The 24,631-nt window shown below is 47.1% G+C and carries 24 protein-coding genes and 1 pseudogene; 12 read left to right on the top strand and 13 right to left on the bottom strand.

The window, feature by feature from the left end:
* Positions 1–27: 27 nt before the first annotated feature.
* From QZ375_RS02735 to QZ375_RS02715, 5 genes and pseudogenes are all read right to left on the bottom strand, one after another.
* Positions 28–1,923, bottom strand: a complete 1,896-nt coding sequence (locus QZ375_RS02735; RefSeq protein ID WP_295214873.1) for an ASKHA domain-containing protein — start codon at positions 1,921–1,923, stop codon at positions 28–30.
* 350 nt (positions 1,924–2,273) lie between these two features.
* A pseudogene (locus QZ375_RS02730) lies at positions 2,274–3,665 on the bottom strand (monomethylamine:corrinoid methyltransferase).
* Positions 3,666–3,671: 6 nt separating this feature from the next.
* Positions 3,672–4,334 (bottom strand): corrinoid protein, encoded by a 663-nt coding sequence (locus QZ375_RS02725; RefSeq protein WP_295214870.1) that lies wholly within the window; start codon positions 4,332–4,334, stop codon positions 3,672–3,674.
* Positions 4,335–4,506: 172 nt separating this feature from the next.
* The gene (locus QZ375_RS02720) at positions 4,507–6,099 is read right to left on the bottom strand and encodes a helix-turn-helix domain-containing protein (RefSeq protein WP_295214868.1); all 1,593 of its coding nucleotides are present in this window, start codon (positions 6,097–6,099) and stop codon (positions 4,507–4,509) included.
* A gap of 223 nt (positions 6,100–6,322) precedes the next feature.
* Positions 6,323–7,021: a hypothetical protein gene (locus QZ375_RS02715; protein WP_295214865.1), complete on the bottom strand. Its 699-nt coding sequence runs from the start codon at positions 7,019–7,021 to the stop codon at positions 6,323–6,325.
* A 397-nt stretch (positions 7,022–7,418) separates the two neighbouring features.
* Between QZ375_RS02715 and QZ375_RS02710 the strand changes: the two genes are divergently transcribed.
* The 12 genes from QZ375_RS02710 to QZ375_RS02655 all read left to right on the top strand — a co-directional run bounded on the left by QZ375_RS02710 (position 7,419) and on the right by QZ375_RS02655 (position 18,264).
* On the top strand, positions 7,419–8,846 hold the full coding sequence (locus QZ375_RS02710) for a PLP-dependent aminotransferase family protein (RefSeq protein ID WP_295214863.1): 1,428 nt from the start codon (positions 7,419–7,421) through the stop codon (positions 8,844–8,846).
* 166 nt (positions 8,847–9,012) lie between these two features.
* Positions 9,013–9,348, top strand: coding sequence for a hypothetical protein (locus QZ375_RS02705; protein WP_295214861.1), 336 nt, complete (start codon positions 9,013–9,015; stop codon positions 9,346–9,348).
* A gap of 143 nt (positions 9,349–9,491) precedes the next feature.
* Positions 9,492–9,878: a hypothetical protein gene (locus QZ375_RS02700; RefSeq protein ID WP_295214858.1), complete on the top strand. Its 387-nt coding sequence runs from the start codon at positions 9,492–9,494 to the stop codon at positions 9,876–9,878.
* Positions 9,879–10,047: 169 nt separating this feature from the next.
* Positions 10,048–10,635: a hypothetical protein gene (locus QZ375_RS02695; protein ID WP_295214855.1), complete on the top strand. Its 588-nt coding sequence runs from the start codon at positions 10,048–10,050 to the stop codon at positions 10,633–10,635.
* 237 nt (positions 10,636–10,872) lie between these two features.
* A complete protein-coding gene (locus tag QZ375_RS02690; RefSeq protein WP_295214852.1) occupies positions 10,873–12,117 on the top strand; it encodes a hypothetical protein in 1,245 nt (414 codons plus the stop codon).
* 5 nt (positions 12,118–12,122) lie between these two features.
* Positions 12,123–12,275 (top strand): hypothetical protein, encoded by a 153-nt coding sequence (locus QZ375_RS02685; RefSeq protein WP_295214849.1) that lies wholly within the window; start codon positions 12,123–12,125, stop codon positions 12,273–12,275.
* Between the two features lie 205 nt (positions 12,276–12,480).
* Positions 12,481–13,611, top strand: coding sequence for a hypothetical protein (locus QZ375_RS02680; protein WP_295214846.1), 1,131 nt, complete (start codon positions 12,481–12,483; stop codon positions 13,609–13,611).
* A 35-nt stretch (positions 13,612–13,646) separates the two neighbouring features.
* Entirely contained in the window at positions 13,647–13,802 is a 156-nt protein-coding gene (locus QZ375_RS02675; RefSeq protein WP_365728108.1) for an ATP-binding cassette domain-containing protein, read from the top strand.
* A 163-nt stretch (positions 13,803–13,965) separates the two neighbouring features.
* Positions 13,966–15,171: a hypothetical protein gene (locus QZ375_RS02670; RefSeq protein ID WP_295214843.1), complete on the top strand. Its 1,206-nt coding sequence runs from the start codon at positions 13,966–13,968 to the stop codon at positions 15,169–15,171.
* Positions 15,159–15,905 (top strand): ABC transporter ATP-binding protein, encoded by a 747-nt coding sequence (locus QZ375_RS02665; protein WP_295214840.1) that lies wholly within the window; start codon positions 15,159–15,161, stop codon positions 15,903–15,905. Before QZ375_RS02670 ends, QZ375_RS02665 begins: the two co-directional genes overlap by 13 nt.
* Positions 15,892–17,985: an ABC transporter permease subunit gene (locus QZ375_RS02660; protein ID WP_295214837.1), complete on the top strand. Its 2,094-nt coding sequence runs from the start codon at positions 15,892–15,894 to the stop codon at positions 17,983–17,985. The genes QZ375_RS02665 and QZ375_RS02660 overlap by 14 nt, the downstream gene beginning before the upstream one ends.
* Before the next feature lie 9 nt (positions 17,986–17,994).
* Positions 17,995–18,264, top strand: coding sequence for an ATP-binding protein (locus QZ375_RS02655; protein ID WP_295214834.1), 270 nt, complete (start codon positions 17,995–17,997; stop codon positions 18,262–18,264).
* 87 nt (positions 18,265–18,351) lie between these two features.
* Here the strand turns inward: QZ375_RS02655 and QZ375_RS02650 are convergent, their stop codons facing one another.
* From QZ375_RS02650 to cobI, 8 genes are all read right to left on the bottom strand, one after another.
* Positions 18,352–18,873: a cob(I)yrinic acid a,c-diamide adenosyltransferase gene (locus tag QZ375_RS02650; RefSeq protein WP_295214831.1), complete on the bottom strand. Its 522-nt coding sequence runs from the start codon at positions 18,871–18,873 to the stop codon at positions 18,352–18,354.
* Positions 18,874–18,971: 98 nt separating this feature from the next.
* Positions 18,972–19,598, bottom strand: coding sequence for a precorrin-8X methylmutase (locus QZ375_RS02645; RefSeq protein ID WP_295214828.1), 627 nt, complete (start codon positions 19,596–19,598; stop codon positions 18,972–18,974).
* A gap of 14 nt (positions 19,599–19,612) precedes the next feature.
* Positions 19,613–20,668 carry a nicotinate-nucleotide--dimethylbenzimidazole phosphoribosyltransferase gene (gene cobT, locus QZ375_RS02640; RefSeq protein WP_295214825.1) on the bottom strand — a complete coding sequence of 352 codons (1,056 nt, stop codon included), beginning with the start codon at positions 20,666–20,668 and terminating at the stop codon, positions 19,613–19,615.
* Positions 20,650–21,414, bottom strand: coding sequence for a precorrin-6A reductase (gene cobK, locus QZ375_RS02635; RefSeq protein ID WP_295214822.1), 765 nt, complete (start codon positions 21,412–21,414; stop codon positions 20,650–20,652). The genes cobT and cobK overlap by 19 nt, the downstream gene beginning before the upstream one ends.
* Entirely contained in the window at positions 21,411–22,166 is a 756-nt protein-coding gene (cobJ, locus tag QZ375_RS02630; protein ID WP_295214820.1) for a precorrin-3B C(17)-methyltransferase, read from the bottom strand. Before cobJ ends, cobK begins: the two co-directional genes overlap by 4 nt.
* A 5-nt stretch (positions 22,167–22,171) precedes the next feature.
* The gene (locus tag QZ375_RS02625) at positions 22,172–23,176 is read right to left on the bottom strand and encodes a cobalt-precorrin 5A hydrolase (RefSeq protein ID WP_295214817.1); all 1,005 of its coding nucleotides are present in this window, start codon (positions 23,174–23,176) and stop codon (positions 22,172–22,174) included.
* Entirely contained in the window at positions 23,173–23,928 is a 756-nt protein-coding gene (gene cobM / locus QZ375_RS02620; RefSeq protein ID WP_295214813.1) for a precorrin-4 C(11)-methyltransferase, read from the bottom strand. The genes QZ375_RS02625 and cobM overlap by 4 nt, the downstream gene beginning before the upstream one ends.
* Positions 23,928–24,629, bottom strand: a complete 702-nt coding sequence (cobI, locus tag QZ375_RS02615; protein WP_295214810.1) for a precorrin-2 C(20)-methyltransferase — start codon at positions 24,627–24,629, stop codon at positions 23,928–23,930. Before cobI ends, cobM begins: the two co-directional genes overlap by 1 nt.
* Between the last annotated feature and the right edge of the window lie 2 nt (positions 24,630–24,631).

Here is a 24,631-nt window from a genome sequence, read left to right as displayed (position 1 = left end):
TACCTGTCCGTTATGCAGTACACAGGCTCATGAATTTGCAAAATGATCCTTTTTATGGGGAATCCACATAGCATCGGAGAACATCATCTGGAATTCTGCATCCATGGCGGTCTCCACAAAGACCACGTGTTCCGCAAGCCATTGCGCTTCCTGCCGCTTTTCCACATTCAGGAGAGCATATCGTGCACCGACGCCGGCTGCATTGCCCGACACAGAAATCTGCTCCGCAGGACAATCCGGAAACATTCCCAGCTGCAATGCAGAATGTCGGTCAATATAACTGCCAAAGGCTCCGGCGAGAGTCACTGCGGAGATCTGCGTTGAACCGCACTGCTGCATGAGTGCCTTTGCACCGGCATAGAGCGCCGCTTTTGCCAGCTGTACAGCACGGACATCCTTCGCCGTGACCACAATGTCATGCTCCAGGGGAGACCGAGCAAAATACAGTACATATTCCGGTTTTCCCTTTGCGTCCATCCGGATGCGTTCTGATTGCAGCGTTTTGGAAAATCTGCCGCTCGGTTCCAAGATCCCGGTATGTGCCATCTGGGCAACTGCATCCAGTATCCCCGAACCACAAATGCCCTGGGGAATCGTCTGATCCCCGATTAGACGTAATGTCGGCTCCAGGGTTTCCGGGTCAATGGTCACTCGTTCAATCGCACCGTCTGCTGCACGCATACCGCACTGAATGTGAGCACCTTCCAGTGCCGGACCTGTAGCGCAAGATGTGACATAGAGATGTTCTTGGTTTCCGAGGCAGATCTCGCTGTTTGTACCAATATCAATGACCAGTTGCATTTCCTCCTGCTGATGGGGTTCCTCTGCAATCAGTACCGCCACATGGTCTGCCCCCACGAAGCCTGCCGCCAACGGCAGCATATGCACATTGGCGCCAGCCATGCCAACAAGTCCGATTTCCTTTGCCGGTACATCTATGGCCGCATTGGAAACCGCTGCAAAAGGCGATGCGCCCAGAGAATCCGGTGGAATTGCCAGTGCAATATGGTGCATTACCGGATTGCACACCAGCACAAATTCCCCGATCTGTTCCGGGGAGATACCTTGTTTCTCTGCCATTTCTCCGGTCAACTTGTTCAGTCCGTCCATGAGGATCTCATGCAGCTGTTCCAAACTCTTTTCTTGCAGCATACAATGGGAAACACGTGCCAACACATCATCTCCGAACCGCACCTGGGGATTCATCATAGAGGCGACCTGTACCGTCTCACCGGTATTACAGTCACACAAATATGCGGCAATGGTCGTTGTTCCGATGTCAATTGCCACGCCGTAGCATCCGTCCTCTGTCCCTGGCTGAACACCAATGATCCTCTTATTCTGCCACACTGTAACACTGACACGCCAGTGTCCTTTTTGCAGTACACGCGGCAGCTGCCGCAGCACGGCAAGATCCAGTTCCAGCGTTTCCGACAGTGCCGGAAAAACTGCATGAAGGGTATCGCAAAGCCGGCTGGCATCATCTCGGTGATCCTCCAGCGTTGCTTTGGGCAGCGTCACGCAATAGGTATGCACCGCCGGGTGAAGCGGAATCGCTTTTGATTTTCCGTCAGAAAGCACCACCTGCTGTGCCAGACGGCTTTTCTGCGGCACTTCGATCACAAGATCACCTCTGGGACAGGTCATACAGGCCAGCCGGACGCCTTCCTGCCGTTCCGTTTCAGAAAGCAGCCTGTATTCTTCTGCGGTCATTTCCGTCAGATGTGTTTCGTCACTGTGGATACCGTATCCCTCAAATGTACCGAAAATAACCCTGAGTTTACATTTTCCGCAGGCTCCGGCACCGCCGCAGGCAGCATCTATCCCAACGCCTGCACGCTGAGCGATCTGAAGCAGCGTTTCCTCCGAAGAAGCATCTACACACTGCACGCCAAAGGGCTGAAAAATGATCTTATTCCCCATTTTCTTCACCTCTTCCTTATGAAAAAAGGAGAAGCATCCCCTGACACTTCTCCTTTCGTCATGATAATACCTGACGATGCTTGCTGTTTCTTGGCGAAGAGTCCCGGTGTTGCACCCGGCTGTACGGATTTAGAGTCCATATAATCACTTCGATTCACCCTCCGCATGAACGAAATGAGACTGCCGGCAATGTACTTTATGACTCCCATACTTCCCTGAGCAGGCAAGCCCTCAGGCACAAAGCTGCTGTTCTCATTTCGTTATTTAAGCGTATCCCATGTTATCAAATTCCCTACTTCCCTGAGCAGGCAAATTCGATCACAGGAGCACTGTATTCATGCAAGCGTCAGTTATTTGTTCCAGTAGGTCAGACCCAGATCGGTCAGGATCTTGACTGCCTCGTCATACACCTGAATGTACTCGTCGGTCGGTACGAGCTTTACGACATCGTAGCATTCCGGGAAAGTCTTGCCTTCCGGAGCCGTCTTATAGTCCTTCTCGTACATTGCAACCAGCTTGTCCAGCAGAACATTCACCTCGTGCAGATCCATACCGGCAACGGCATGTGCTGCCTCACCCATCATTCTGGCTTCCATTGCGGTAAACTGGTCAGTGAATACGCCCTTTCTGGACGCAACACCGGACAGGATCTCACGGCCGCTGATGGTGTCGGTGATCGCCTGTGCTGCAGTTTCCAGCAGGCACATTACGGTACACGGACCAGCCAATGTGTAGTACTGGTTACCTAGGATCAGGTGTGTGTTCGCCTCAATTGCTCTTGCTGCGTGACCGGCAACTGCAAGTGCTTCTCTTGCAGTGGTAATGCCCCAGCGGACATGTACCGGGCCGTCCAGATGCCAGGAACCCTGCATCATGACAAAAGAGTTCAGAGTTGTTGCAACATCGACAATGGTGGTCTCTTCCAGGCCGCCGGAATAGCCGCCATAGATCGGCATCTGCTCGACCATGACACAAGCACCTTCCATTGCATAATGCGCACCTACACAAAGAGCACTAACGTCGATTTTCAGCTCGTTCAGCTGGGAAACTTCGTGGGAGTCATTGGTTCTCATGCCGCCCGGGAAGTCTGCTTCAATTACACCAGCTGCGCTGAGAGAAGTTTCGTTCCCCTACAATCCCATGCCGCTGCGGCCGGCTCTCATCTGTGCTTCACGTACCTGCAGAGCCTCGGAACGAACTGCCATCAGTTCCCACGGTGAACCCGGAACCGGATCCTTACCCATTACGGTCTGCATAACGCCGTCAACGATGGTATCCACGATGGGTTCCTGTGCATATGCCTGGTGGATCGGCAGGAACAGCTGTTCCGAACACGGAGAACCAGTCGGACCGCCTTGGATGACAGGCGCCTTTGCACTGTCATAGGAACGAGGTACTACCTGGATCGCCTCCTGACCTTCGCCGTACTGGAAATGATCCGGTGCAGATGCAATCGCATGCAGGATCTCATCCCTGGTATACTTGATGACTCTGCCGGTATCAATGCAGTATACACCGCAGGTCTCCAGCATTTCCAGACCAGCCTGAAACAGATTGTTGATCAGTTCCTTATCTTCCGGAACGATCACGGACTTGTCCATTTTGATGTTGTACTTTTTCTTCAGAGCACGGGCAGTCTGTGGGATAACTTTAAAGTCCCACTCCTTCTCGTCCATCTTCGGACCGTTTTTTGCACGGTCATACACATCGAAAACAGTGACATTTTTTCCAACTGCATTCATGTTTCCTTATGCTCCCTTCTTCTTTGCGATCAGTTCTTTGGCAACAGTAACAGCGTCAGTTGCAGTCTCGGAATAACCGTCTGCACCGATCTGCTCACACCAGCTCTCCGAAACCGGAGCGCCGCCGAACATACAAATGTAGTCATCACGCACACCGTCTTCCTTCAGCAGGTTGATGATATCTCTCTGTGCCGGCATTGTGGTGGTCATCAGTGCAGAGCCTACGATCAGATCTGCGCCGATCTCCTTTGCCTTTGCAACAACGTCCTCCACCGGAACATCTCTGCCCATGTCAACCACTTCGAAATTGTTCGCAGAAAGCATGGTCTTTACGATGTTTTTGCCGATATCATGAATATCACCCTGAACGGTGTGAATGACAACCTTACCGGCAGAGCTGCAATTTTTCTGCTCATCGCTCATGCCGCTTGTCAGAATGGTAACTGCTGCGTCAAATGCTTCAGAAGCCATCAGCAGTTCCGGAACGAAAGCCTCGCCTTCGTCGAACAGGTCGCTCATGACCTGCATACCAGCGGACAGACCGCCGGAGATGCAATCCAGCGGATCCAGACCAGCTTCCAGCGCTGCATTAGCAGCTTCTGTTGCCATGTCCTCATCCATCTCAACGATCGCATTCTTGAGCTTTTCATAAATTTCTTCTTTGCTCATTGTAAGAACCTCCTCAAATCATCATTTTGATATCCAAAGTGAACCGGTGCTGTTCCCTTTTGATGTCTCTATTATAGCAAACCCCGTCATGGGTGACAACGTTTTCTCGGTACATTCCTTATTTTTGACGAAACCGACATCTGTTTCTGTCATTTTTCACAGACAGACAATTTCATGCACTGGTGCGGTTCTGCCGGAGCAAGGCATCCTCTGTCTCTTCCGCAGCATCGTCCGCCTCCAGCTGTTCCCGATAGCACGCATCAATACCATAACAAACCAACCGGAGATACAGCTGTTCCTCCTTCTGGGAAAGGTCGGATTCCAGCATTTTCTTGATCTTATCCAGCCGGTAGATCAGAGAGCTGCGGTGCAGGAAAAGCTCCGCCGTTGTCTCGGAAATGTTCAGGTTGTTGCGGATATAACAGCGGAGTATCTTATAGTTCTCAAAGTGATTCTCCGCATCTGTCTCCAAAAATGTCTGCATTTCCCGGGTGAGCAGCACCCTCAGGGGCAGCGATCCGAGACCATGCTGTAAAATATAGGAGAGCCGGCATTTCTCAAAGAAGAACACACCCATCTGCCGTTTCTGTTCTGTGCAGAATTGCAGCGCCGCCTCCGCCTGGCGGAAATAATCGCACAAAAATGCGGCATTTTCAAAGGGTGTGCTCAGTCCGGCAGAAACGCCGTAATCTGTTCCAAGCTTCTCCAGATATACACGCCATTGCTCCTGATCCAGTTCCATCTGCTCCAGATTACAAAACACATAGACATTGTCGTTATGCCGGATGGTCACCAAACCGTTAGCGTGGTGTTCCATGTAGCCGCACAGATAATTGGCAACATGCTGTTTCGCCTGGCGGTCACGTATCCGAAGAGCACAGCACTGATATGTATCTTCCATTTTCCAGTGCATCGCATTCAGTGCAGAGTGCAGTTCAAAGACATTGACCTGTCCAGTATGAAGTGACTCAGTCAGACAACCTTTCAGGTTCTGGAATGCAGCATTCCGGAAATTGGGCGATATCTGCATGTATTTTCGGATATACTGTTCCATCATGCAGAGCCGTGTATAATCCGCATCGGTAAAGGGTCGGGCCGTATCGTCAATACAGACATACCCTAGCACCTGCTGGTGGGATTCGATGGTCATTCGCAGAGTACTGATCTTGTTGTCGAAAGTGATATTGAAGTGCACATTTTCGCTCCGCTGTGCGGAAACAGTTCCCGAAAGCAGGCTGACGATGCGAGGTTCTCTGAGATATCCGTTTTCATCCTGTACCTTTTGAGAGAATGGATGAAGTCTGGACTCTCCTGCTGCGATGACCTTGAAATCGCTTGCTGCAATCAGCATGGGATTTTCGAAAAAAGGCACCGCTGTCTGACAGAGTTCCCCTGCACTGCCGCCCTGAAGCAGGATCCGGTTCATTTCCTCTTCCCAGCGTCCGTAGAGATCGATTTGTTCCAGAATGGTCTCATAAATCTTTCCCAGACCGCAGTCACTTCTGACACAGATCACATCGTGACATGTCTCTTTTAGTATCTCCGGTTTCAGATGTCCTAGGATCACAAAGGTACTTCTGACATTCTGACAGTCCCAGGGAAATTCCTTGGGGTTTACCACCAGATAAACCGCATCCGACTTGACTCGCAGCAGCGGATTGTAAATGGTAGCGTATTTTATGGGATACTGATATTTGCTGCTTGTGATTTTTCCGGCAATCCGATCCGGAAACAATTCCTTGAGAATATAGCTATTTACAGCCATAAAATCGCCTCCTATAACATCAAAAACGACAGCGCATCGGTCTGCACATCGCCATTGATGTACAAGTCCGGCACACTGCCGTTTTTTCTTCCTATAAGCTTTCAGAATTCGATCCCTTTTCTGGCTCCCATGCCATGATCAAGCAGCTGTTGGATATCAGCAAGCTGCTTCGATAAGCTCGAAATTATTCTCTGACAAAATCTCCATGAAATACAAAGCCTGTTTATTTGTCATTCAGGTACATGCGCCCTGCCTTGCAATAATTGCATGTTTTCCCGTGTCCCAGACAATGAGCACAGTCCAGCGCCGGCAGATCTGCCGCAGTCTTTGTCACTAGAAAAAAGCCGACACAGCTTTTTGCCGGCAACATAAATCCGCTGGGCATCAGTGACAGATGGATGCGTTCACAATCCATGAACTGAAAGAATTTCTCCACATCTGCCGCCGGCATTCCGTAAAATCCCGGGCCAAAGGCATCGGAGACAACATACTCCTCTGCTCCGTACTGTTTCCGTATCCAATGCTGCAGCAGATCTCTTGCAGCATCTGCAATTGCCGTACCGCCGATATCATAATATGCCTGCTGGAGCACACGAGAATCCGGCGCCTCAGTATCACCGCAGGTCAGCGCAAAAGTATACAGGGCGATTACATTCTCCAGTGAAACAGTGTCCAGTACCGGACAAACAAAAATCTGATCAGCAATGCGGATCTCTCTGCCAGAAATACAGGAAGCATCGTAAGAAGAGACCAGCGTATAGATCACAGACTGCTCCAGCACATTTTTCAGACACTGCATGGCATATGCCTTTTTCTTCTGCAAAGCCGCCTTGTCCTTATGCAGTCCGCACATGTGAATGAAATAATCTTCAATCAGCACATTTCCGAGTAAACTGTCCCATGCGACCACCTGGTTCTTCATCTGACAGCACCTCCGTTTCTGCATTGCCGTTCTGATACATAAATTATACCGCATTTTCCGGAATTTGAAAAGATACAATTACCGATTGCTTGAACGGTACAATTCCAGATCGTCATTCATACTTTTCAAAATAACATCCGCACACCATGACGATTCTCAGGCAACGGTTTCGGGAGTATCCTGTAATTGTCGAATTATGTTATTTTTTATTTTACAAAAAAGCGATAAAATTGATTCAATCATATTGTATAATAAATCAAAGTCAAAAAGACAAAATTTCACACTATAAAGGTAGGACAACTTAATTTTATTCGGAAAGCAATCCTGATGGGTACAATTTTACAAAAAAATCGTCAAAATTGTACCCATCCAGATATTTCAGCAAGGAGTAATCAGTGTGATTTACATTAATAATGACAATACCAAACCGCTCTATCTGCAAATCTACGAGTCCATCCGACAAAATATTCTTTGCGGTATGCTGCTCAAAAACACGGCGCTGCCGCCAATCCGCACCATGGCAAATGAACTGAAAGTCAGCAAAAATACGGTAGAACATGCTTATCAGCAGCTGCTGGAGGAAGGGCTGATCCGAGCCGTAAAAGGATCCGGATACTATGTGGAGGATCTTGCCAAGATCCTCCTGACTACTACTCCGGAAACTACGCCGGCACAGCTGCCAAAATTGATCCCACCATCCGCTCAGAATCCGATTCGCTATGATTTCCGCTATTCTGTAGGCGATACCCATCTATTTCCCTGGACAAAATGGAAACAATGCGTCTCCAATGCCATTCTAGATGAGGCAACACTGCAATTTTCCAAATACGAGAGCAATAAGGGGTTCTATCCCCTTCGTGCTAATCTATGTACTTTTTTACAGCGAACACGTGGCGTTGTCTGTTCACCGGATCAGATCGTCATCTGCGCCGGGACTCAGTACGGGCTTGAAACGATCTTGAACCTGATTCCCAACAACCGCAAGCGCGTGGCATTTGAAGAGCCGGGTTATATCGGAATGCGCAAGGTATTTTACAACTGCCGCTGCGATGTAAAATCCGTCATGATCCAGGAGGATGGCATTGACGTGGATGATGTTACCAACTCCCCTGTAGATATGGTCTATCTCACGCCTTCCCACCAATTTCCTACCGGTGTCACCACTTCCTTGCAAAAGCGATACCGGCTTCTGGAGTGGGCAAGGCAGAACAACGGCTATATCATTGAAAATGACTATGACAGCGAGTTTTCCTATGGACACCGGATCTTGCCGTCCCTCCAGTCTTTGGATCAAAATGAGCGTGTCATTTACCTAGGAACACTTTCCAAGGCACTGTTTCCCTCCATCCGCTGCGCCTACTATGTGCTGCCGCCATCTCTTATGAAATTGTACGAAAAAAAGTACAAGCACTATAATTCCGCACTGCCCACATTTGTGCAAAAAGCCATTACTGAATTCATCAAGGACGGTCTGCTAGAAAAGCATATCCGTAAAATTTCCAGCATGAATGAGCGGAAATTTCGCCGGTTGATCCAATATTTAGAACAGAATCTCCCAGACCAGGTGCACATGATCTACGATCCAGCTGGTTCTCATCTGTTGCTCCAGGTTGACTGCTGTCAGCAGGAATCCGAATTAATCGCATTTATGAAAGAACGTTCTATTGGCATTCACGGCACAAAAAAGAACTGGGCAGGTACAGAAAGTCCAGACAACGTATTTCTGGTGGGGTTCAGCTCCATTTCAGAGGAGAAAATTGAGAAATATGCCGCTATTCTCACAGTCGCACTTCATGAATATATTGAAACCAAACAGAAAAGCTGAATCGTTTTTCAGCATTTTCATGGAGGAAAAGTCAGCAGAAACATGGAACATATTCGCATTCTATGCTATTTTTAGCATTAATCCCGTTATTTTTTACATTTCAGTTGTGACGAGAAAAAAATATGTTATTATAAAGGTAGTTGCCGGAATTCTGGCGGCGGTTTCCATGGCGACGTGTGTTGCCGGGATGAGTGCAAGTGCAATTGGCGGAAATGTTTCTAAGACGTTTACAGTTGAACCTTACAACGTGACAGCAGCGGTGTATACCTCTACTGCAAGCATCGGAGGTTCTACGTCTAGCAGTAACACTTCTGTTATTAACAGGTATGTGAAAGTTTATGGAACTGATCGTAACGGTTCGACAGTTTCCGACTATGATTATTCCAAAAATGGTACGGCATCGATTATTATTTATCCTGTAACATCATTTACAGGAGGGAACTCTTATCATAGTGCTGACACTACTGGAAATTCCTCTAATTCGGCTCGCATTCATTTTTAATTTTTTAATATACTAAGAGATATTGCTTTGACAAAAAATATTGCTTTTAGTGACAAACATGATAAGCTATTATTTCCTCAAGAGAGCATTGCTAATGATGTGATTTTATGCAATGCTCTCTTAGCAATATAGGAGGATACATTATGAAGAGAAAATATAAAGGTATGATTTTCCTTTTTATGTTTGTTTCAATTTTAATTATGACTTCCTGCGGCGCCGATACCTCTGTTATGCAAAAAGAGGGATATACAAATGGCTATATTTCAATAGGTGATACAACGTTGTGTTATACAGCGCCTGATTCTCAGAAAAACATACTGAATTATGATACGATGGAAACTGGAATTATTTGTAACAAACCAAACTGCAGTCACAGCGATACATCATGTGTGTCTTTCGCTTTAGGAGAATATATGCCGCTTTTTATAGAAAATAAAGCGTATTTTTGGATAGATGATCCGGAATCTATGGAGCCCAATGAAGAGAGCATCCCAGATTTAAAACTGGGGGGCAACGCTATACTCTTATGATGTTTTTGCCAACGAAACGGAAAAAATATTGCATGTGGATGATGTCTCAGTCTCTTTATGCTATGGCATGGTTTTGCATCAGGGGACGCTTTATTTTGTAGGAAATTACAAAGGAAGAACTTACAGTGAAAATGGCATAATATTATCACAGTCCAATTCCGGCGGAAGAATGGGACTTTTTTCAGTGGATTTGCAGAAGCAAGAAGTACATAGTTTCGGTGACATTTACGATCTGGATGCACTCAGCGCCCAGTATAGCGGTGTAAAAAACTCTATCGAAGCCTATATGAAAGGAATTTATGACAATAAAATTTATTTTGAAGTTTCCTATATAGAGGATGATACAGATATGGAAAATCTGAAATATAATTCTTATGTTACCTACTACAACCTAGAAACAAACGAATTCGCCCCTCAGCCAGAAGATTTGTCAAATATCGATTATGTCGAAATTGCTTTTGTGTCCGAAAATTATCTGGTACTTGTCAACGATGAGCATATCTTTACGATATACCAGCAGGGCAGCGATACATCAATAGAGATAGAGGACGAGAATGCCAACATGTATTCCGAAGTGTTTGTGGACAATGATAAACTGTTTTTTGGCGATAAGATCTACGATTTGAAAACAGGTGCATACACTATCAATGAAAAATTGAAAGACAGTGTCATTATTGCCAAATATCAAGGATCGTATATCATGAAACTGCCAGCCAATGAAACCTTTGAAAAGATTGCAGAGGACGAGCTTGTATAAAGGGAAAATTCTACTGCGATAACAGTAATTCTAAATTTTTGAAATTATGGTAACCTCTAAAAACTGCCCCCAAAAGCTGCAGAAAGCAAAACAAGAAAAATCTGCTCCTTACAGAGTGAATTACCGACAACAAATTTCCGATTATTACAATTATTCTCAGCTTATTATCCTCAAACGGGCGCAGTTATCCCACTGCATGTTTTAGCTTTTCATTTCTTTTCAGAAAGGATGATTATTATGAAAAAAGCTTCAAGCCGATTCCTAATGCTTTTGATATGCAGCAGCTTATGGCTTTCTGCCTGCGGCAATACCGAAACTGTACCAAAAGACAAATACAGCATACAGACACCAGCCGAATTTGTTTCCGAATATGACTACGATATATATGATAATGGTTTATTGTATCACGATGGAGACAGTCTTTGTTTTCTGGATTATCAGACGATGCAAGGCGTTCCCATCTGCAACAAACCCAACTGTCAGCATCGGGATTCCTCTTGCGTTTCCAGACTTTGTACAGGGGGAGGTTCTTTTGAACCTATCGTCTATCAGGATTATGTCTATTTCTTTTCTGCTGCGGAGGAGATTGTGGATGCTGAGGATGGAAAAAGTCAAACCTTCCAGATTCATACGAAGTGTATGCGTGCCAATCTGCACGATGGAGAAGTGGAGACTTTTGCCGAGTTTGAGGGACTGAATCCCACGGACTATATGAAATCGGTGGTGGCAGACAATATGTTATATTTTATTGGCAGCGATGGGAATCCGGTTCAAAAAGAAAATGGCAGTTGGAGCTATCGCAGCAATGGCGGAAAACAATATTTGTGCAGCCTGAATCTGGACAATGGTTCTTTTCAGCAGATCGGGCATATCAACGATTCCTCTTATGCGAAAAATAACACGATCATAGAGGGAAATAGTGTGAGCACCATATATGATACAGTCGAAATAGATGGGATCTATCAGGGCAAGATCTATATGCACTATCGGTATGTGGAGGATCAGCAGACATTGATAGAGGCATGTGAAACATATGGCGAAGATTTGGAAAAGCTGTATGATGAGGCATATGTGCCATGGGTCATTGTGAATCAGTGCTATAACTTGGAAACAGGAGAACTGACTGCATCTGATCTACCGTATGCCAAAGTAATTGCTGAGAATACGTATGTGTATTGGGATCAGGAAAAAGAACAGTATGTCATTCGAAAAGCGGATAATACAGAAGTGCCTGCAGTGGGATTACAGAAAGCGTATCAGCTTTATCTGGTCAACCAAAAGCTCTGGAGCTGTATTGAGAATGAATTCTATACGGCGCAGTGCTTCGACATTGCATCGGAACATCTGTACGCCATGCAGACAACAGCGGATGGTCAGCGGATTGTTATGGACTATGTGGATGGAAACTATATTGTAGAAGAAACGGAAACAAGAGGCGTAACATTTTCTGAGATGCCGGAAAAATCGCTAATAGGAGATTAACTATCATGTCTAAGTTCGAACTCCAAGCCCTAAACAAACACTACGGCAAAAAGCACGCCCTGAAAAATTTCTCCTTCACCTTTCAAAACGGCGTATACGGATTATTAGGTCCCAACGATGCCGGGAAAGCCACCCTGATGCATCTCTTTTTTATATAGAAAATAGGATACAAGCTATTTATGAAAAACACTATGAAACCGAATGCCGAAAATCCGTGCCTATATTATCAAAGTAATACGATATGCCTATGGCGTATTTTTTGCAGGAGACAATCATATGAAGCATATCTGTAAGCAGTTTCTTCCCCTTGCACTGGTCTTGTTCTTTTGTTCCTGCGGAAATTCAAGTGCAGGAACAAGCACAATGATCCAGGATTATTCGAATTGTCACTATGATATGGTCTCAAATACCTATCAAAACGGTGCAATATACGTTTCATCTGGCGAAAGCAATGCCGCTTACTTTCTTGATTACAAATCCCTGCAAGCTGTTCCATTATGCAATAAACCCAATTGTTCCCACAGTAATTCGTCTTGCTTGGCACATCAATGTGTCGCAAAAAGCCTGTTACCTATTGTCTATCAAAATGATTTGTATTGGTTTGAAACGACTTCTCAAATTGTCGATGCAGATGATGGAAAAAGTACAGATTATGTGTTCCATACGATCTGTTATCGTGCTGACCTGACAACAGGCGAACGTGAAAAATTTGTGGAAATTCCAGATGTTAGCATGAAGGATGCGATAGAAATGGTAGTTGCGGATGATGTGCTATATATTATTGGTTGTGATCAAGCGTATCAAGAAGATGACGGTTCATGGTCAGAACTCAGTCGTTGTGGTAATCAATATTTATACGCAATCAATCTGACCAGTGCCGAGGTAAAAAACTATGGTTTGATCAACGATGCACCGACTGCACATTATAGTTGGACATTGAACGGTGCGATGGAATTTAGTGTGATGCTGACTGGCATTTATCAAGATAAACTCTATATGTCCTATCGCTATGTGGATCATCCGGAGGATATCATCAATTATGTCAATGCCAGTGATCCAGATAATCCGGATTGGACAGATAACATCACAATAATCCCATGGCATCGTGTGAACAAGTGTCTGAACCTGGAAACTGGAGAAATGGAAGTCAGTGATCTTCCCGCTGCGGATTTGATTCAGAATGATGGATATGTGTATATAGAAGATGGTAACTATTATTTCATGGATACAGATGGCAATGTGACTCAATGCTCTGGTATGTCTTGGAATGGGCTATCCGAAATTACTTTTGTAGGAGGGAAATCCTGGAAAGGCTCCCAAAATGTCTGCTTCGACCCGGAAACCGGTGAGGATATTCCACTGGCAGAAGAATATCAAGGCAAAAATATTATCGTTTTGGATATGTACGAAGGAAATTACATCATTCAGTATTATGATGAGAACTTTGCATATCAGTTTGAATCTGTCCCTGAAGAAGAATTGCTCACCACCTGACAAAAAACAAGTTCCACTCGAAAGGAGACTCATCCATGCCCACTCTAAAACTCCAAACCCTGAACAAACACTACGGCAAAAAGCACGCCCTGAAAAGCTTCTCTTTTACTTTTCAAAACGGCGTGTACGGATTATTAGGTCCAAACGGCGCCGGGAAATCCACCCTGATGCATCTCATCTTATTTACATAGAAAATAGAATACAAGCTCTGCGCACCGTTTTCAATCTTGAACTCCGTGAATATGTCCGGCAAATCGCTTTTGCGATTTGTGAAAGGCACTATGAAACCGAACGCTGGAAATCTGTGTCTATATCAATAGGCAGCATATTTCATCACAGAAAGGAGTTTTTCAGATGAAACGACAGATTTTCACTGGAATCACGGCAGCCGCACTCTGCTTGACAGGCTGCGGCACATCGGAGAAAGAAAGCGGCTATATACGTAACAAGGAAACCGCTTATTACGATATGTCTTATAATGTCTATGATAATGGACTCATTTATCAGGTGAATTATGATCAGGCATATTTTCTTGACTACGAAACCATGAGCAGTATACCGCTATGCAATAAGCCCAACTGCACCCACAGCAGTGCTTCTTGTATTTCAAATCTTTGCCTTAGTTCTTCGCCAATGACGTTTGTCTATCAGGATTATGTGTACTGGTTTACTTCAGATTCACAAATCGTGGATTCTGAGGATGGCAAAACACAGAGAGTGGAAGTTCTTACAAAGTGTATGCGTGCAGCATTAAGCACAGGAGAAGTAGAAACATTTGTCGAAATTCCAGATGTTTTCATGAACAGTCAGATCGATATGGTGATTGTTGGAAATGTTTTATACATAATCGGCGGCGAAGAATATCATCAGGAGGAGAATGGTATATGGGCAGGTTATGGTCGAAGTGGCCCTCAGTACCTTTATACGATCAATTTAGAGACAGCCCAGGCGGAGAATCATGGACGTGTGAATGATTCTCCTTATGCAGAATATAACTGGAGTTTTGGAGGTTCCGTTCATTCAGAAGTTGAAATTGATGGGGTTTATGAAGGAAAAATTTATATGCATTACTGGTATGTAGATGATCCGCAGTTGATAATGGATGCTGTAAACAACAAATCCTTCTTTGATGCGCAAAAGGAAATCCCATGGCAGTATGAGAATAAATGCTATGATCCGAAAACCGGAGAAATGACTGTGAGCGATTTACCTTATGCTTGGTGGATCTGTGATGATACATATGTTTATTTGGAAGGCGATACGTTTTATGTAATGGATCAGGATGGAAATGCTGTTCCTGCACCCAATATCCAAAAAAATGGCTCTTATGACATTACATTTGTTAATGGGAAACTCTGGAAATGTACAAGTGGAGGCGGCTTTGACCCGAAAACAGGTGAAGTGATTTCTCTTGCAGAACCGTATACGGCTGATGGAACATGGATTCTGGATTATGTTAATGATGAGTATGTTGTACAGTATTATGATGCAGATTACAACATTCAGTTTGATTTTGTCAATGAAGAAGAGTTGAGAGGTGAAACATCATGCACAAGCTAAAATTGAAAAACCTAAACAAACACTATGGCAAAAAGCACGCCCTGAAAAGCTTCTCCTTCACTTTTGAAAATGGCGTATACGGTCTGCTCGGTCCCAACGGTGCCGGGAAATCCACTTTGATGAACCTGATTACCGACAACCTGAAGCCCGACAAGGACGGCGGTGAGATCCTCTGGGACGGCATGCCCATTCAGAAATTGCGCAAAGCATACCGTGCCTGTCTGGGCTTTATGCCACAGCAGCAGGAACTTTACACCAATATGACAGCGCAGGCATTCCTGGATTATATCTGTGCCCTCAAAGGTATTCCCAAAAAATCTGTCAAAGAAGAAGTCCAGCGTGCCCTGAAACAGGTCGAACTGTCCCAGGATGCGGCAAAAAAAATCGGCGGCTTCTCCGGCGGCATGAAACAGCGGCTTCTGATTGCACAGACGCTATTGGGTGATCCTGATCTCATCATCATGGACGAGCCCACTGCCGGTCTTGACCCAAAGCAGCGTGTCATCATCCGCAACCTTACCGATCGGCTGGGACAGGACAAAATCATCCTCATTTCCACCCATATCATTTCCGACATTGAAACCATCGCCGATGAGATCCTGCTTATCCGGGAGGGTGAACTGCTGACCCACGGCACTGTTCCGGAGCTGGTGGAACGTGTAGAACAAGGCGAGAAAACCCTGGAAAATCTGTATATGCAATACTACGGAGGGAATGCAAATGCTGCGTGCTGAACTGAAAAAACTTCTCTCCCATCGGGTGATCTGGATTTTGCTGGTATGTCTTCTCTGCGTCAATGGCTACATCAAGGTGACTTCTGCATACGACCGCTATTACACGCCGTCTGAGTATACCGTATTTCTGGATGAATTGGAGGGCAAAAATCTACAGGAAATCATCGACTACACCAATGAAAAAATTGATACAGCGTCGCAGAATCCGGAAGAGAATCTATACTATAATGGCTATCTATATTATGATACGCTGGAGATTGCACAGCAGCTGATGAAATACTCGGACTACTTGACAAGTATCAAGGACAACGCAGAAAATATGGCAGGAGTGTCTATCTGGGGCGGACAGGATACGTTTTCCTATCGCAACATTCAAAAGACGCCCCCTGCCTATGATGCGTTGGTTGGGACAACGCTGACCTTTGAGACCTCCCTCGGTGTGGAGGACTTTCTCTCCAGTCCGCTGACGGATATTTTAGCATTGATCCTGCTGTTTCTCTGTACCTCCAGCATCTTTCTCCGAGACCGGGAACAGGGAATGATTCCCCTTTTGTATTCTACAAAAAATGGTAGAACTACGCTGCTTTTGATCAAATTCGCCGCTTCTGCCATGTGCTGTGTGGGACTGGTGCTGGTGTTTTATGGCGAGATTTTCTGTATTGAAAATGCTCTATACGGCTTTGGTGATTTGTCCCGTCCAATTCAATGCATCTTCGGCTATTACACCTGTAATCTTCCGGTTTCTGTAGGAGAATACATGGCGATGCATCTGCTGCTAAAAGTCGCCGCCTATCTAGTATTCGCCGGAATATTCGGTCTGATTTGTACGTTATCCAAAAATAATCTGACAGTATACGGCGCAACTGCTGGAGCAGTAGGTGTCTGCTATCTGCTCTATGCAAAAATATCCGTGCTTTCCCCTATGAGCCTATTTCACTTCTGGAATCCCGTGCAGTTTTTACAGAGCAAAGAGATTCTCGGTACCTATACCAATGTAAATCTCTTTGGTTATCCGGTGTCGTTGAAAATTTCCGGGGGCATTATAATTGCCCTGTTCCTTGTCGTCTGCCTGATTGGGAGCATTGTCGTCTTCATTCGCACTCGTAACCTACAGTACAAGTCCATCTACCTGAAACACCGCTTTTTTCAGCAATTCCACCCACATAACAAATTCTGGCACACCTGTTATCGTGTTCTGATTTTGCAGAAAGGACTGGTCATTGTTTTCGCAACAGCAGTGATAGCAGTTGGAATGTATCAGACCTTTTCAAGAAGCTATAACAACAATGACATTTATTACGAAAACTTCTGTGAGGCATACGAAGGTGCGGTGACAGAGGATACGCTGCAATTCCTTGCGGATAAGCGTGCCCATTACGCCGAGGTGGAGGAACAGATCGCCGAGCTGGAATCCACCAGCGGCAATTTGTATCAGCTGAATCTGCTCTATTCCGAGTTAAATGATAGGAATGCATTCAATAAATTTGCAGAGCGTGTGGAGTCCATCCCGGAAAACGGCGAGATCTTCTACGACACCGGCTATGTCCGGTATTTCGCCTTGGATGACAACATGGAAGGCATGGTGCAGATTCTGTTCCTGACTGTTGCGCTGGTGATGCTGTGCAGTCCGGTGGTCTCCCACGATCGGCAGACCCGTATGGCTGCGATCCTCTTCTCCACAAAAACAGGGAAATACGGATATTTCCGGCAGTTTTTTGCTTTTGCCGCCATCGCTGGGGTGGTGTTGACACTGATGCTGACGCTGCCATATCTGGTGCAGATCTTACAACGATACGGGATGCAGGGGGTTGACAAGTCTCTCGGCAGCATGACAGCCTTTGCAAATAGAAGCGTGTCCCTTACAGTGGGCATGGCTATGATGCGTGTAGTGCTGATTCGGATGGTGGGTGCTGTGCTGACCGGCTGCCTTGTAACATGGATCGCCTCCCGGTGCCGGAGTCTGGTAACGGCGTATTGCGTCAACGGTGTGGCGTTTGTGCTGCCCATTGTGCTGTGCCTGTGTGGACTGGAGGTGTTCCGATACGTAGGTATGACACCGTTATTGTATGGGATGGTATGAGAAAAATATGTGGGCATAGCTTCCGCTGAAAGTCAGCAGCACTTTCACGATACAACGACCGGCATCACAGCGACTTATTATGAAGGCTCTTTGTCAATTTTGGGAGTATCTGTAAACAAGAGTAGACGGCTGCGTATCAATGCAGCAGCCACGAGCAAGTCACATTTCGGTCTTGGGCTCTCTATTGCCAAAGAGCTTGTAGAACTGCATCATGGAACGATTTCTGTTTATGACACAGACGGCGGTGGTGTCACATTCAGGGTAACTTTTCCAAAATAATATGTATGTGAAAAACGACAGTGTATCGGTCTGCACATCTCCATTGATGTAAGAGTCCAGCACACTGTCGTTTTTTCCTCTGAATTATCAGAATTCAATTCCTTTTCGGGCTCCAACGCCATTGTCGAAGGGATGCTTCTGTTTTCGGATCTCCGAAACATAGTCTGCACATTCTACCAGACACGGAGCCGGATCCCGTCCGGTCATCACGACTTCTAATCCGTCCGGACGGTTTTTGAGCCAGTCCAACACAGCTTCCAGCGGTAAAAATCCGCAGTTTATACAGGACATGATCTCATCGAGTATGACCATCTGATATTCTCCCTTCTCCAGCAGCTGTACAATATCAGCAAACTGCTTCTGATATCCAACAGCGGCCTCTGCCTTTTCTTCATCTGTCATAGCAAAGGAAAATTTTGAAATGGTATACCCAGACAAAACTGTCACCTCAGGGATCTGCTCCAGCACTTTCCGCTCACTGGAAGTTTCGGGTTTCATGAACTGGTAAAACAACACCCGACTCCCTGAACCGGCACAACGAACGGCAAGTCCCACAGCTGATGTGGTTTTTCCCTTTCCGTCTCCGCAGTAAATATGCACAAGTCCCATACATCTCCTCCTCTCTGTTGCAACGCCATCATGCGCTATATTATTCTTTGACAAAACCTCTATAAAATACAGATTCTTATTTTCCGCTTTCTGATTTCTCAACGATATAGTTGATACAGCAGCGCATTACAAATCGCCGCCGCCACATTGCTGCCGCCCTTTCTGCCTTGCGCCACAATGTAGGGAGTGGTTCCCTGCATGATCAGTTCCTTCGCTTCCACCACATTCACAAATCCCACCGGCACGCCGATGATCAGCTTCGGAGCAATCTTTCTAACACGGATCAGTTCATCCAGCTGTACCAATGCCGTAGGCGCATTTCCAATGGCAAAGATCACATTTTCTCCCAATGCGCACGCCTTTTCCATCGAAACCATGGCACGTGTGACGCCCCGGCTCTTCGCCTCTTCTGCCACCTCAGGATCGGACATAAAGCAATGCGCCTCACCGCCCAGCTGATGCAGAGATTTTTTGTTGATCCCGGCGTATGCCATGTTGGTATCCGTGACAATATGTGCCCCCTGTTTCAGCGCATCCAATGCTATTCCCACTGCATTATCTGAAAATTTCAGATTTTCCACATAGTCAAAATCTGCTGTGGTATGTATCACACGCTTGACAATACTGCGCTGATTTTCCGGAATGGAAACGCCCTGCAAGTGCTCTTCAATAATGGCAAAGCTGCGTGCTTCGATCTCCATGGGCTTCACAAATTCCATTTCCATTGCACAATCCCTCCTTATTGCAGCAGTTCGTATTTTTCAAAATTCGCCGTCTGAAAATCTGCGATCTCATCGTATGCCGCCAAAGCAAAATCAAAAAGTTTCGCCCCGATCACAGCGCCTGTTCCCTCACCGAGACACATGCCGCATTCCAGATATGCCTTCAGTCCCACCGCATCCAATGCCATCTTTCCAGCAGGCTCTGCAGAACAATGGGAAGCAAACATATAATCCCGACACAAGGGTGTCAGGCGAACAGCGCAGTTAGCAGCAACAGCGGAAATAAACCCATCCACCAGCACCGGTACATGATAAATTGCGCCCCCCAGAAAAGCGCCCGCCATGCTGCAGATATCAAAACCACCCAGCTTGGACAGTACATCCAGCACATCCTCCCGGTTCGGCTGGTGCAGCTGAATGGCATTTTCGATAACGGCAATTTTATGCTGTATACCGTCACGAGTCAAACCGGCCCCACGTCCGGTCACTGTTTCCGGCGGCAGCTGTTCCAACACAGACAGCACAGCGCTGGAAGTAGTAGTATTGCCGATACCCATTTCACCGGTAATGATAAGGTTATAGCCGGCATCTTTCTTTTCCCGTACCAGTTCAATCCCCGTGACAATGGCACGCTCTGCCTCCTCCCGTGTCATTGCCGGTTCTTTCGCAAGATTTTTCGTCCCATATGCGATTTTCCGCACATCCAGTCCCGGACAATCCATATCCCGTGCAATTCCGATATCCACCGGAAAAACATCTGCGCCGCATTCCCTGGACAGGGAATTGATAGAAGCAATGCCTTTGGTAAAATTTTGCGTCACCACAGCTGTGATCTCATTGGTGGACTGTGTGACCCCCTCCTCTACAACGCCATTATCAGCGCAGAAGATCAACACAGCCTTTTTCCGTGGCGCAATTTCTGCCGAACCAGTGATTCCGGCCAGCTGGATCACCATTTCCTCCAGCCGTCCCAGGCTGCGCAAAGGTTTGGCAATATTATCCCACTTTTCCTGCGACTGCTGCATTGCCGCCTGATTCAACGGCTCAATTTGTTTCAAATATGAATCCAGCATTCTGAATCGCTCCTTTCCAAATGCTCCAATTGAAAAATGACTTCTGCAATGGTATGCACATCCTCCTTAGGTGCGCCGATGAGTATCACAGGGATACCGCAGACTTTCGCCGCTGCAACTTTTTCCGCCACGCCGCCGCGTGCACCGCTGTCCTTAGAAACCAGCACAGCGATCTGATGTGTTTCTATCAGCGAAACCGTATCCTCCCAGGAAAAAGGCGGCATGGCATAGACCAGATGCGCCCGGGATGACGCTGCTGTCCGCCGGGAGTCTGCTGTATCCAGAATACGTGCCCAACCCCGTGCTGCGAAATTTGTCACATGGGTTTCATAATATGCCAGGGTATTGACGCCAGTTGTCAGAAGAATATTGCCCGGCACCTTTGACAATTGTTCAGCCGCCGCCTCCTTGGATGGCACTCGGATGATCCGGTTATAATCGTAGTGTATCTGTGGCCTGCCCAACCGGAAATACGGGATTTTCTGTTGGACACAGACCTGCTGCACCGTCTCTGTCACCGCAACAGCAAAGGGATGGGATGCATCCACCACAGCATCCGTATGCGCCAGCTCAACTGCGAATCCATCTCTGTCCAATCGCCCCACATGAACGTTACAGCGTTCCTCTGCCAGTATGGTTTTTCCATATTCTGTAGCAGCAAACGCTATTATTTCGTACTTTTCCGGCAGCGCATGGATAAACTCTGTGGCTTCGCTTGTCCCGGCAATGACTGCGATCCGCTTCATTCTTTTGCTCCGGTATCTGCCACACAATATCCCCGGGGTGTGATCATTTTACCGTTCTTTACATAAGTCTGGGAGTTGCCGATGAGTACCACGCAGAACATGTCCACAGGTTCATCTTTCAGCTGTCCCAGCGTTGTGAGCCATGCTTTCTGGTCAGCACGCCCGGCATTGCGGACAATCCCCACCGGCGTTTTAGTAGAACGATATTGCTTTATCAATTCCGCCGCATGAGCCAGATATGCCGTCCGAGAATGGGATTTCGGGTTATAGAGACAGATGACGAAATCTCCGTCCGCCGCACAAGATACACGGTGGTAGATTCGTTCCAGCGGTGTCATACAATCACTGAGGCTGATGACTGCAAAATCGTGCATCAGCGGTGCCCCCAGGACTGCCGCCGCCACACTTGCCGCCGTCACACCCGGAACTGCAACGACTTCCAAATCAGCATGCATTTCCTCGATAACCTCCAGCATTACGCCAGCCATACCGTAAATACCGCTGTCACCGCTGGAAACCATCGCCACGGTTTTCCCCTTGAGCGCTTCCTCCACTGCGGCACGACAGCGATCCACTTCTTTCCGCATGGGTGTGGCATAGTACTCCTGTTCCGGAAACTGTTCTTTCAGCAGGTCAATATAAGTGGTATATCCCACCACCAGATCAGCCTGTTCTATGGCGGCAACTGCCCGTCCCGTCATATATGCCCGATCACCCGGCCCGAAGCCTACGATATATATCACTTGTTTCATTTCCATCATTCCTCCAGTTTCAGCGGCGGCAGCACACGCCGGCATGCCGCCAGAGTTACCCCTGTATATTTCACCTTTCCGGTCAGCACCTCGCCGCAGCCCGATGCCAGATAACTGCATGCTTCGGATACAGAGGGTACGCCTGTCACAGACTGCACAAATGCAGATGTCTCAAAAGGATAGGGACAATTCTGAATGGATTCGTCAGAAACAATTTCCAATGGCACATCAAGTTCTTCACACAACTGCAAAATTGCAGTTTCCTGCTGCTTCAGTCCAATGGTAGCCAGCTTTGCCACAGAAAGTGCACTGAGCTGATATGTCTCCAAAAATTTCCGGAAGCAAGCCACCAGATGCGCCGGCTCGGTGTTTCGTTTGCAGCCAACACCAATAACAAGGCTTTTCGGCCGCAGATACAACGTTTTTGCCCCTTTTGTATCCGACAGCAACCGATCCGAGATCACCACTCGGAACTCTCCCTCCGGCTGGTCTGTTATCCGAATCTGAGGCAGACTGCATGGCTTTGACAACGGCAGTTTTGTACAAAGCGTTACATTTTTCCCCTCTAACAGTGCCCCGCTGATATATTTCAGCGTGCCAAGGTTTTCAATCAAAAGGTCATTGCGCTTAGCAATCTCATCGAACGCAGTGGCACCCTGCACATCCGTTGCTGTGGTAATGACCGGATCTGCACCAATGGCAGCTGCAATTTCTCGTGTCAAGTCATTGGCACCGCCCAGATGCCCGGACAGCAGACTGATCACGTGCTTTCCCTGCTGATCCAGCACCAGCACCGCCGGATCTGACGCTTTGGACTGCACCAGAGACGCAATCGTCCGCACGACGATTCCAGTTGCCATAATGAAGATCAGTCCGTCATATGCGGCAAAATCCCGTTCCACAGTCTCGGCGAAATGTTCTTTCGGTTCTACCGCACCGCCGAACTGCACCTGCAATCGTTCTGCCAGCTGTTTTCCCTGTGGTGTCAGCCAGAAATATGCCAGTTTCATTCACCGATGCCCTGCCGGAATTCGTGCGTAAAGGTCTTGTCATACAGCTTTGACAGATCATAGGTATTCCCCAAAAAATCCCCTACTGTTACCAATGCCGTTTTGGTGATGCCGGCTTTCTTGACCTTTTCCGCTATGGTTTCCAGCGTACCGGTAACAATTTTCTGTTCCGGCCAGCTTGCCTTATAGACAACGGCAACAGGTGTGGTCTTGGGATAAGACGTACACAGCCGTTCCGCCAGTTCTTCCATTCTGTTCACCGACAGGAACAGGATCATGGTGGCACGATGCTTCGCCAGTTCCTCAATGCTCTCACGCTCCGGCACAGGCGTTCTGCCTTCCATGCGCGTCAGGATCACTGTCTGGGACACATTGGGCAGCGTATATTCCTTCTGCATTGCCGCCGCTGCTGCCAGAAAAGAGCTGACACCAGGTACAACTTCGTGGGGAATTCCCATGCGATCCAGTGCATCCAGCTGTTCCCGGATAGCGCCATAAATGGAAGCATCTCCTGTGTGCACACGAACTGTAGTCTTACCCTGTGCTTCCGTCTCCTGCATTACTGCAAGTACTTCCTCCAAATGCATTCCGGCACTGTCGTAGATCTTGCAGTCTGGCTTTACATCGGACAGCACCGCCGGATTCACAAGAGACCCGGCATAGATCACCACATCGGCACTGTCAATGAGTCGTTTCCCCTTGATCGTCAGCAGCTCCGGATCACCAGCTCCGGCACCCACAAAATAAACCATTATCGCAGTCCTCCTTTTTTGATAAGCAGCGTTGTGAAATACGAATACGTCTCCCCAGTAGGTACGCCGATATATTCATCCGGCATTCCCACATTGCGAAGCATTACAGTATGTTCCAGCAGACCATATTCCTCTAGCATAGGCAACAGCCATGGCAGCGCCTTTCCTGCTTTCATAATGACAAGATTGTCAAATTGCCCCAGTGCTTCCTCCATTGCCGTTTTATCTGTAACGCCGGGCATCACCAGCAAAGATTCCTCGTTTTCGCAGAGACTATACTTTGTTTTTGCCGCACCAGAACAGAATGCAGGGATCCCGGCGACAACTGCCGTTTCGTAGCCCTGTTCCTCCACCATCTGGCGGGCATATGTTGCCGTGCTGTATACGGAAACATCCCCCAGCGTGACCATTGCCACAGTTTTTCCGGCTTCCAAGGCAGCATATACGCCGTCCAGTGCGCCAGACTGCAAATAGCTGCGATAATCTGCATGAGCCTTCATAGGAAAGACCACTTCCAGCTTTTCCGCCCGGGTCATATCCGCCGCCTGCTGAGCAATGGTATAAGCAGCAGAAGTTTCCCCTGCCTTTTTTACCGGAATTACCACAACATCGGCAGTCTCCAGAATCTGTTTTGCCCGCAGCGTCATATCCATAGGATCTCCCGATCCCACGCCCACTGCATAAAAAATACCTTTTTCCATGG

Source organism: Ruminococcus sp. (assembly GCF_019417665.1).
GTDB lineage: Bacteria > Bacillota > Clostridia > Oscillospirales > Ruminococcaceae > Ruminococcus_C.
Note: the sequence above shows the minus strand (reverse complement) of the source record. Positions and strands in the feature narration are given on the sequence as shown.

Bases quoted from the DNA above. Each gene is read 5' to 3' on its own strand.
- QZ375_RS02735 (WP_295214873.1), bottom strand. From the start codon at position 1,923: ATGGGGAATAAGATCATTTTTCAGCCCTTTGGCGTGCAGTGTGTAGAT.
- QZ375_RS02725 (WP_295214870.1), bottom strand. From the start codon at position 4,334: ATGAGCAAAGAAGAAATTTATGAAAAGCTCAAGAATGCGATCGTTGAG.
- QZ375_RS02720 (WP_295214868.1), bottom strand. From the start codon at position 6,099: ATGGCTGTAAATAGCTATATTCTCAAGGAATTGTTTCCGGATCGGATT.
- QZ375_RS02715 (WP_295214865.1), bottom strand. From the start codon at position 7,021: ATGAAGAACCAGGTGGTCGCATGGGACAGTTTACTCGGAAATGTGCTG.
- QZ375_RS02705 (WP_295214861.1), top strand. From the start codon at position 9,013: ATGGCGACGTGTGTTGCCGGGATGAGTGCAAGTGCAATTGGCGGAAAT.
- QZ375_RS02700 (WP_295214858.1), top strand. From the start codon at position 9,492: ATGAAGAGAAAATATAAAGGTATGATTTTCCTTTTTATGTTTGTTTCA.
- QZ375_RS02695 (WP_295214855.1), top strand. From the start codon at position 10,048: ATGGGACTTTTTTCAGTGGATTTGCAGAAGCAAGAAGTACATAGTTTC.
- QZ375_RS02690 (WP_295214852.1), top strand. From the start codon at position 10,873: ATGAAAAAAGCTTCAAGCCGATTCCTAATGCTTTTGATATGCAGCAGC.
- QZ375_RS02685 (WP_295214849.1), top strand. From the start codon at position 12,123: ATGTCTAAGTTCGAACTCCAAGCCCTAAACAAACACTACGGCAAAAAG.
- QZ375_RS02680 (WP_295214846.1), top strand. From the start codon at position 12,481: ATGATCCAGGATTATTCGAATTGTCACTATGATATGGTCTCAAATACC.
- QZ375_RS02675 (WP_365728108.1), top strand. From the start codon at position 13,647: ATGCCCACTCTAAAACTCCAAACCCTGAACAAACACTACGGCAAAAAG.
- QZ375_RS02670 (WP_295214843.1), top strand. From the start codon at position 13,966: ATGAAACGACAGATTTTCACTGGAATCACGGCAGCCGCACTCTGCTTG.
- QZ375_RS02665 (WP_295214840.1), top strand. From the start codon at position 15,159: ATGCACAAGCTAAAATTGAAAAACCTAAACAAACACTATGGCAAAAAG.
- QZ375_RS02660 (WP_295214837.1), top strand. From the start codon at position 15,892: ATGCTGCGTGCTGAACTGAAAAAACTTCTCTCCCATCGGGTGATCTGG.
- QZ375_RS02650 (WP_295214831.1), bottom strand. From the start codon at position 18,873: ATGGGACTTGTGCATATTTACTGCGGAGACGGAAAGGGAAAAACCACA.
- QZ375_RS02645 (WP_295214828.1), bottom strand. From the start codon at position 19,598: ATGGAAATGGAATTTGTGAAGCCCATGGAGATCGAAGCACGCAGCTTT.
- cobT (WP_295214825.1), bottom strand. From the start codon at position 20,668: ATGCTGGATTCATATTTGAAACAAATTGAGCCGTTGAATCAGGCGGCA.
- cobK (WP_295214822.1), bottom strand. From the start codon at position 21,414: ATGAAGCGGATCGCAGTCATTGCCGGGACAAGCGAAGCCACAGAGTTT.
- cobJ (WP_295214820.1), bottom strand. From the start codon at position 22,166: ATGAAACAAGTGATATATATCGTAGGCTTCGGGCCGGGTGATCGGGCA.
- QZ375_RS02625 (WP_295214817.1), bottom strand. From the start codon at position 23,176: ATGAAACTGGCATATTTCTGGCTGACACCACAGGGAAAACAGCTGGCA.
- cobM (WP_295214813.1), bottom strand. From the start codon at position 23,928: ATGGTTTATTTTGTGGGTGCCGGAGCTGGTGATCCGGAGCTGCTGACG.
- cobI (WP_295214810.1), bottom strand. From the start codon at position 24,629: ATGGAAAAAGGTATTTTTTATGCAGTGGGCGTGGGATCGGGAGATCCT.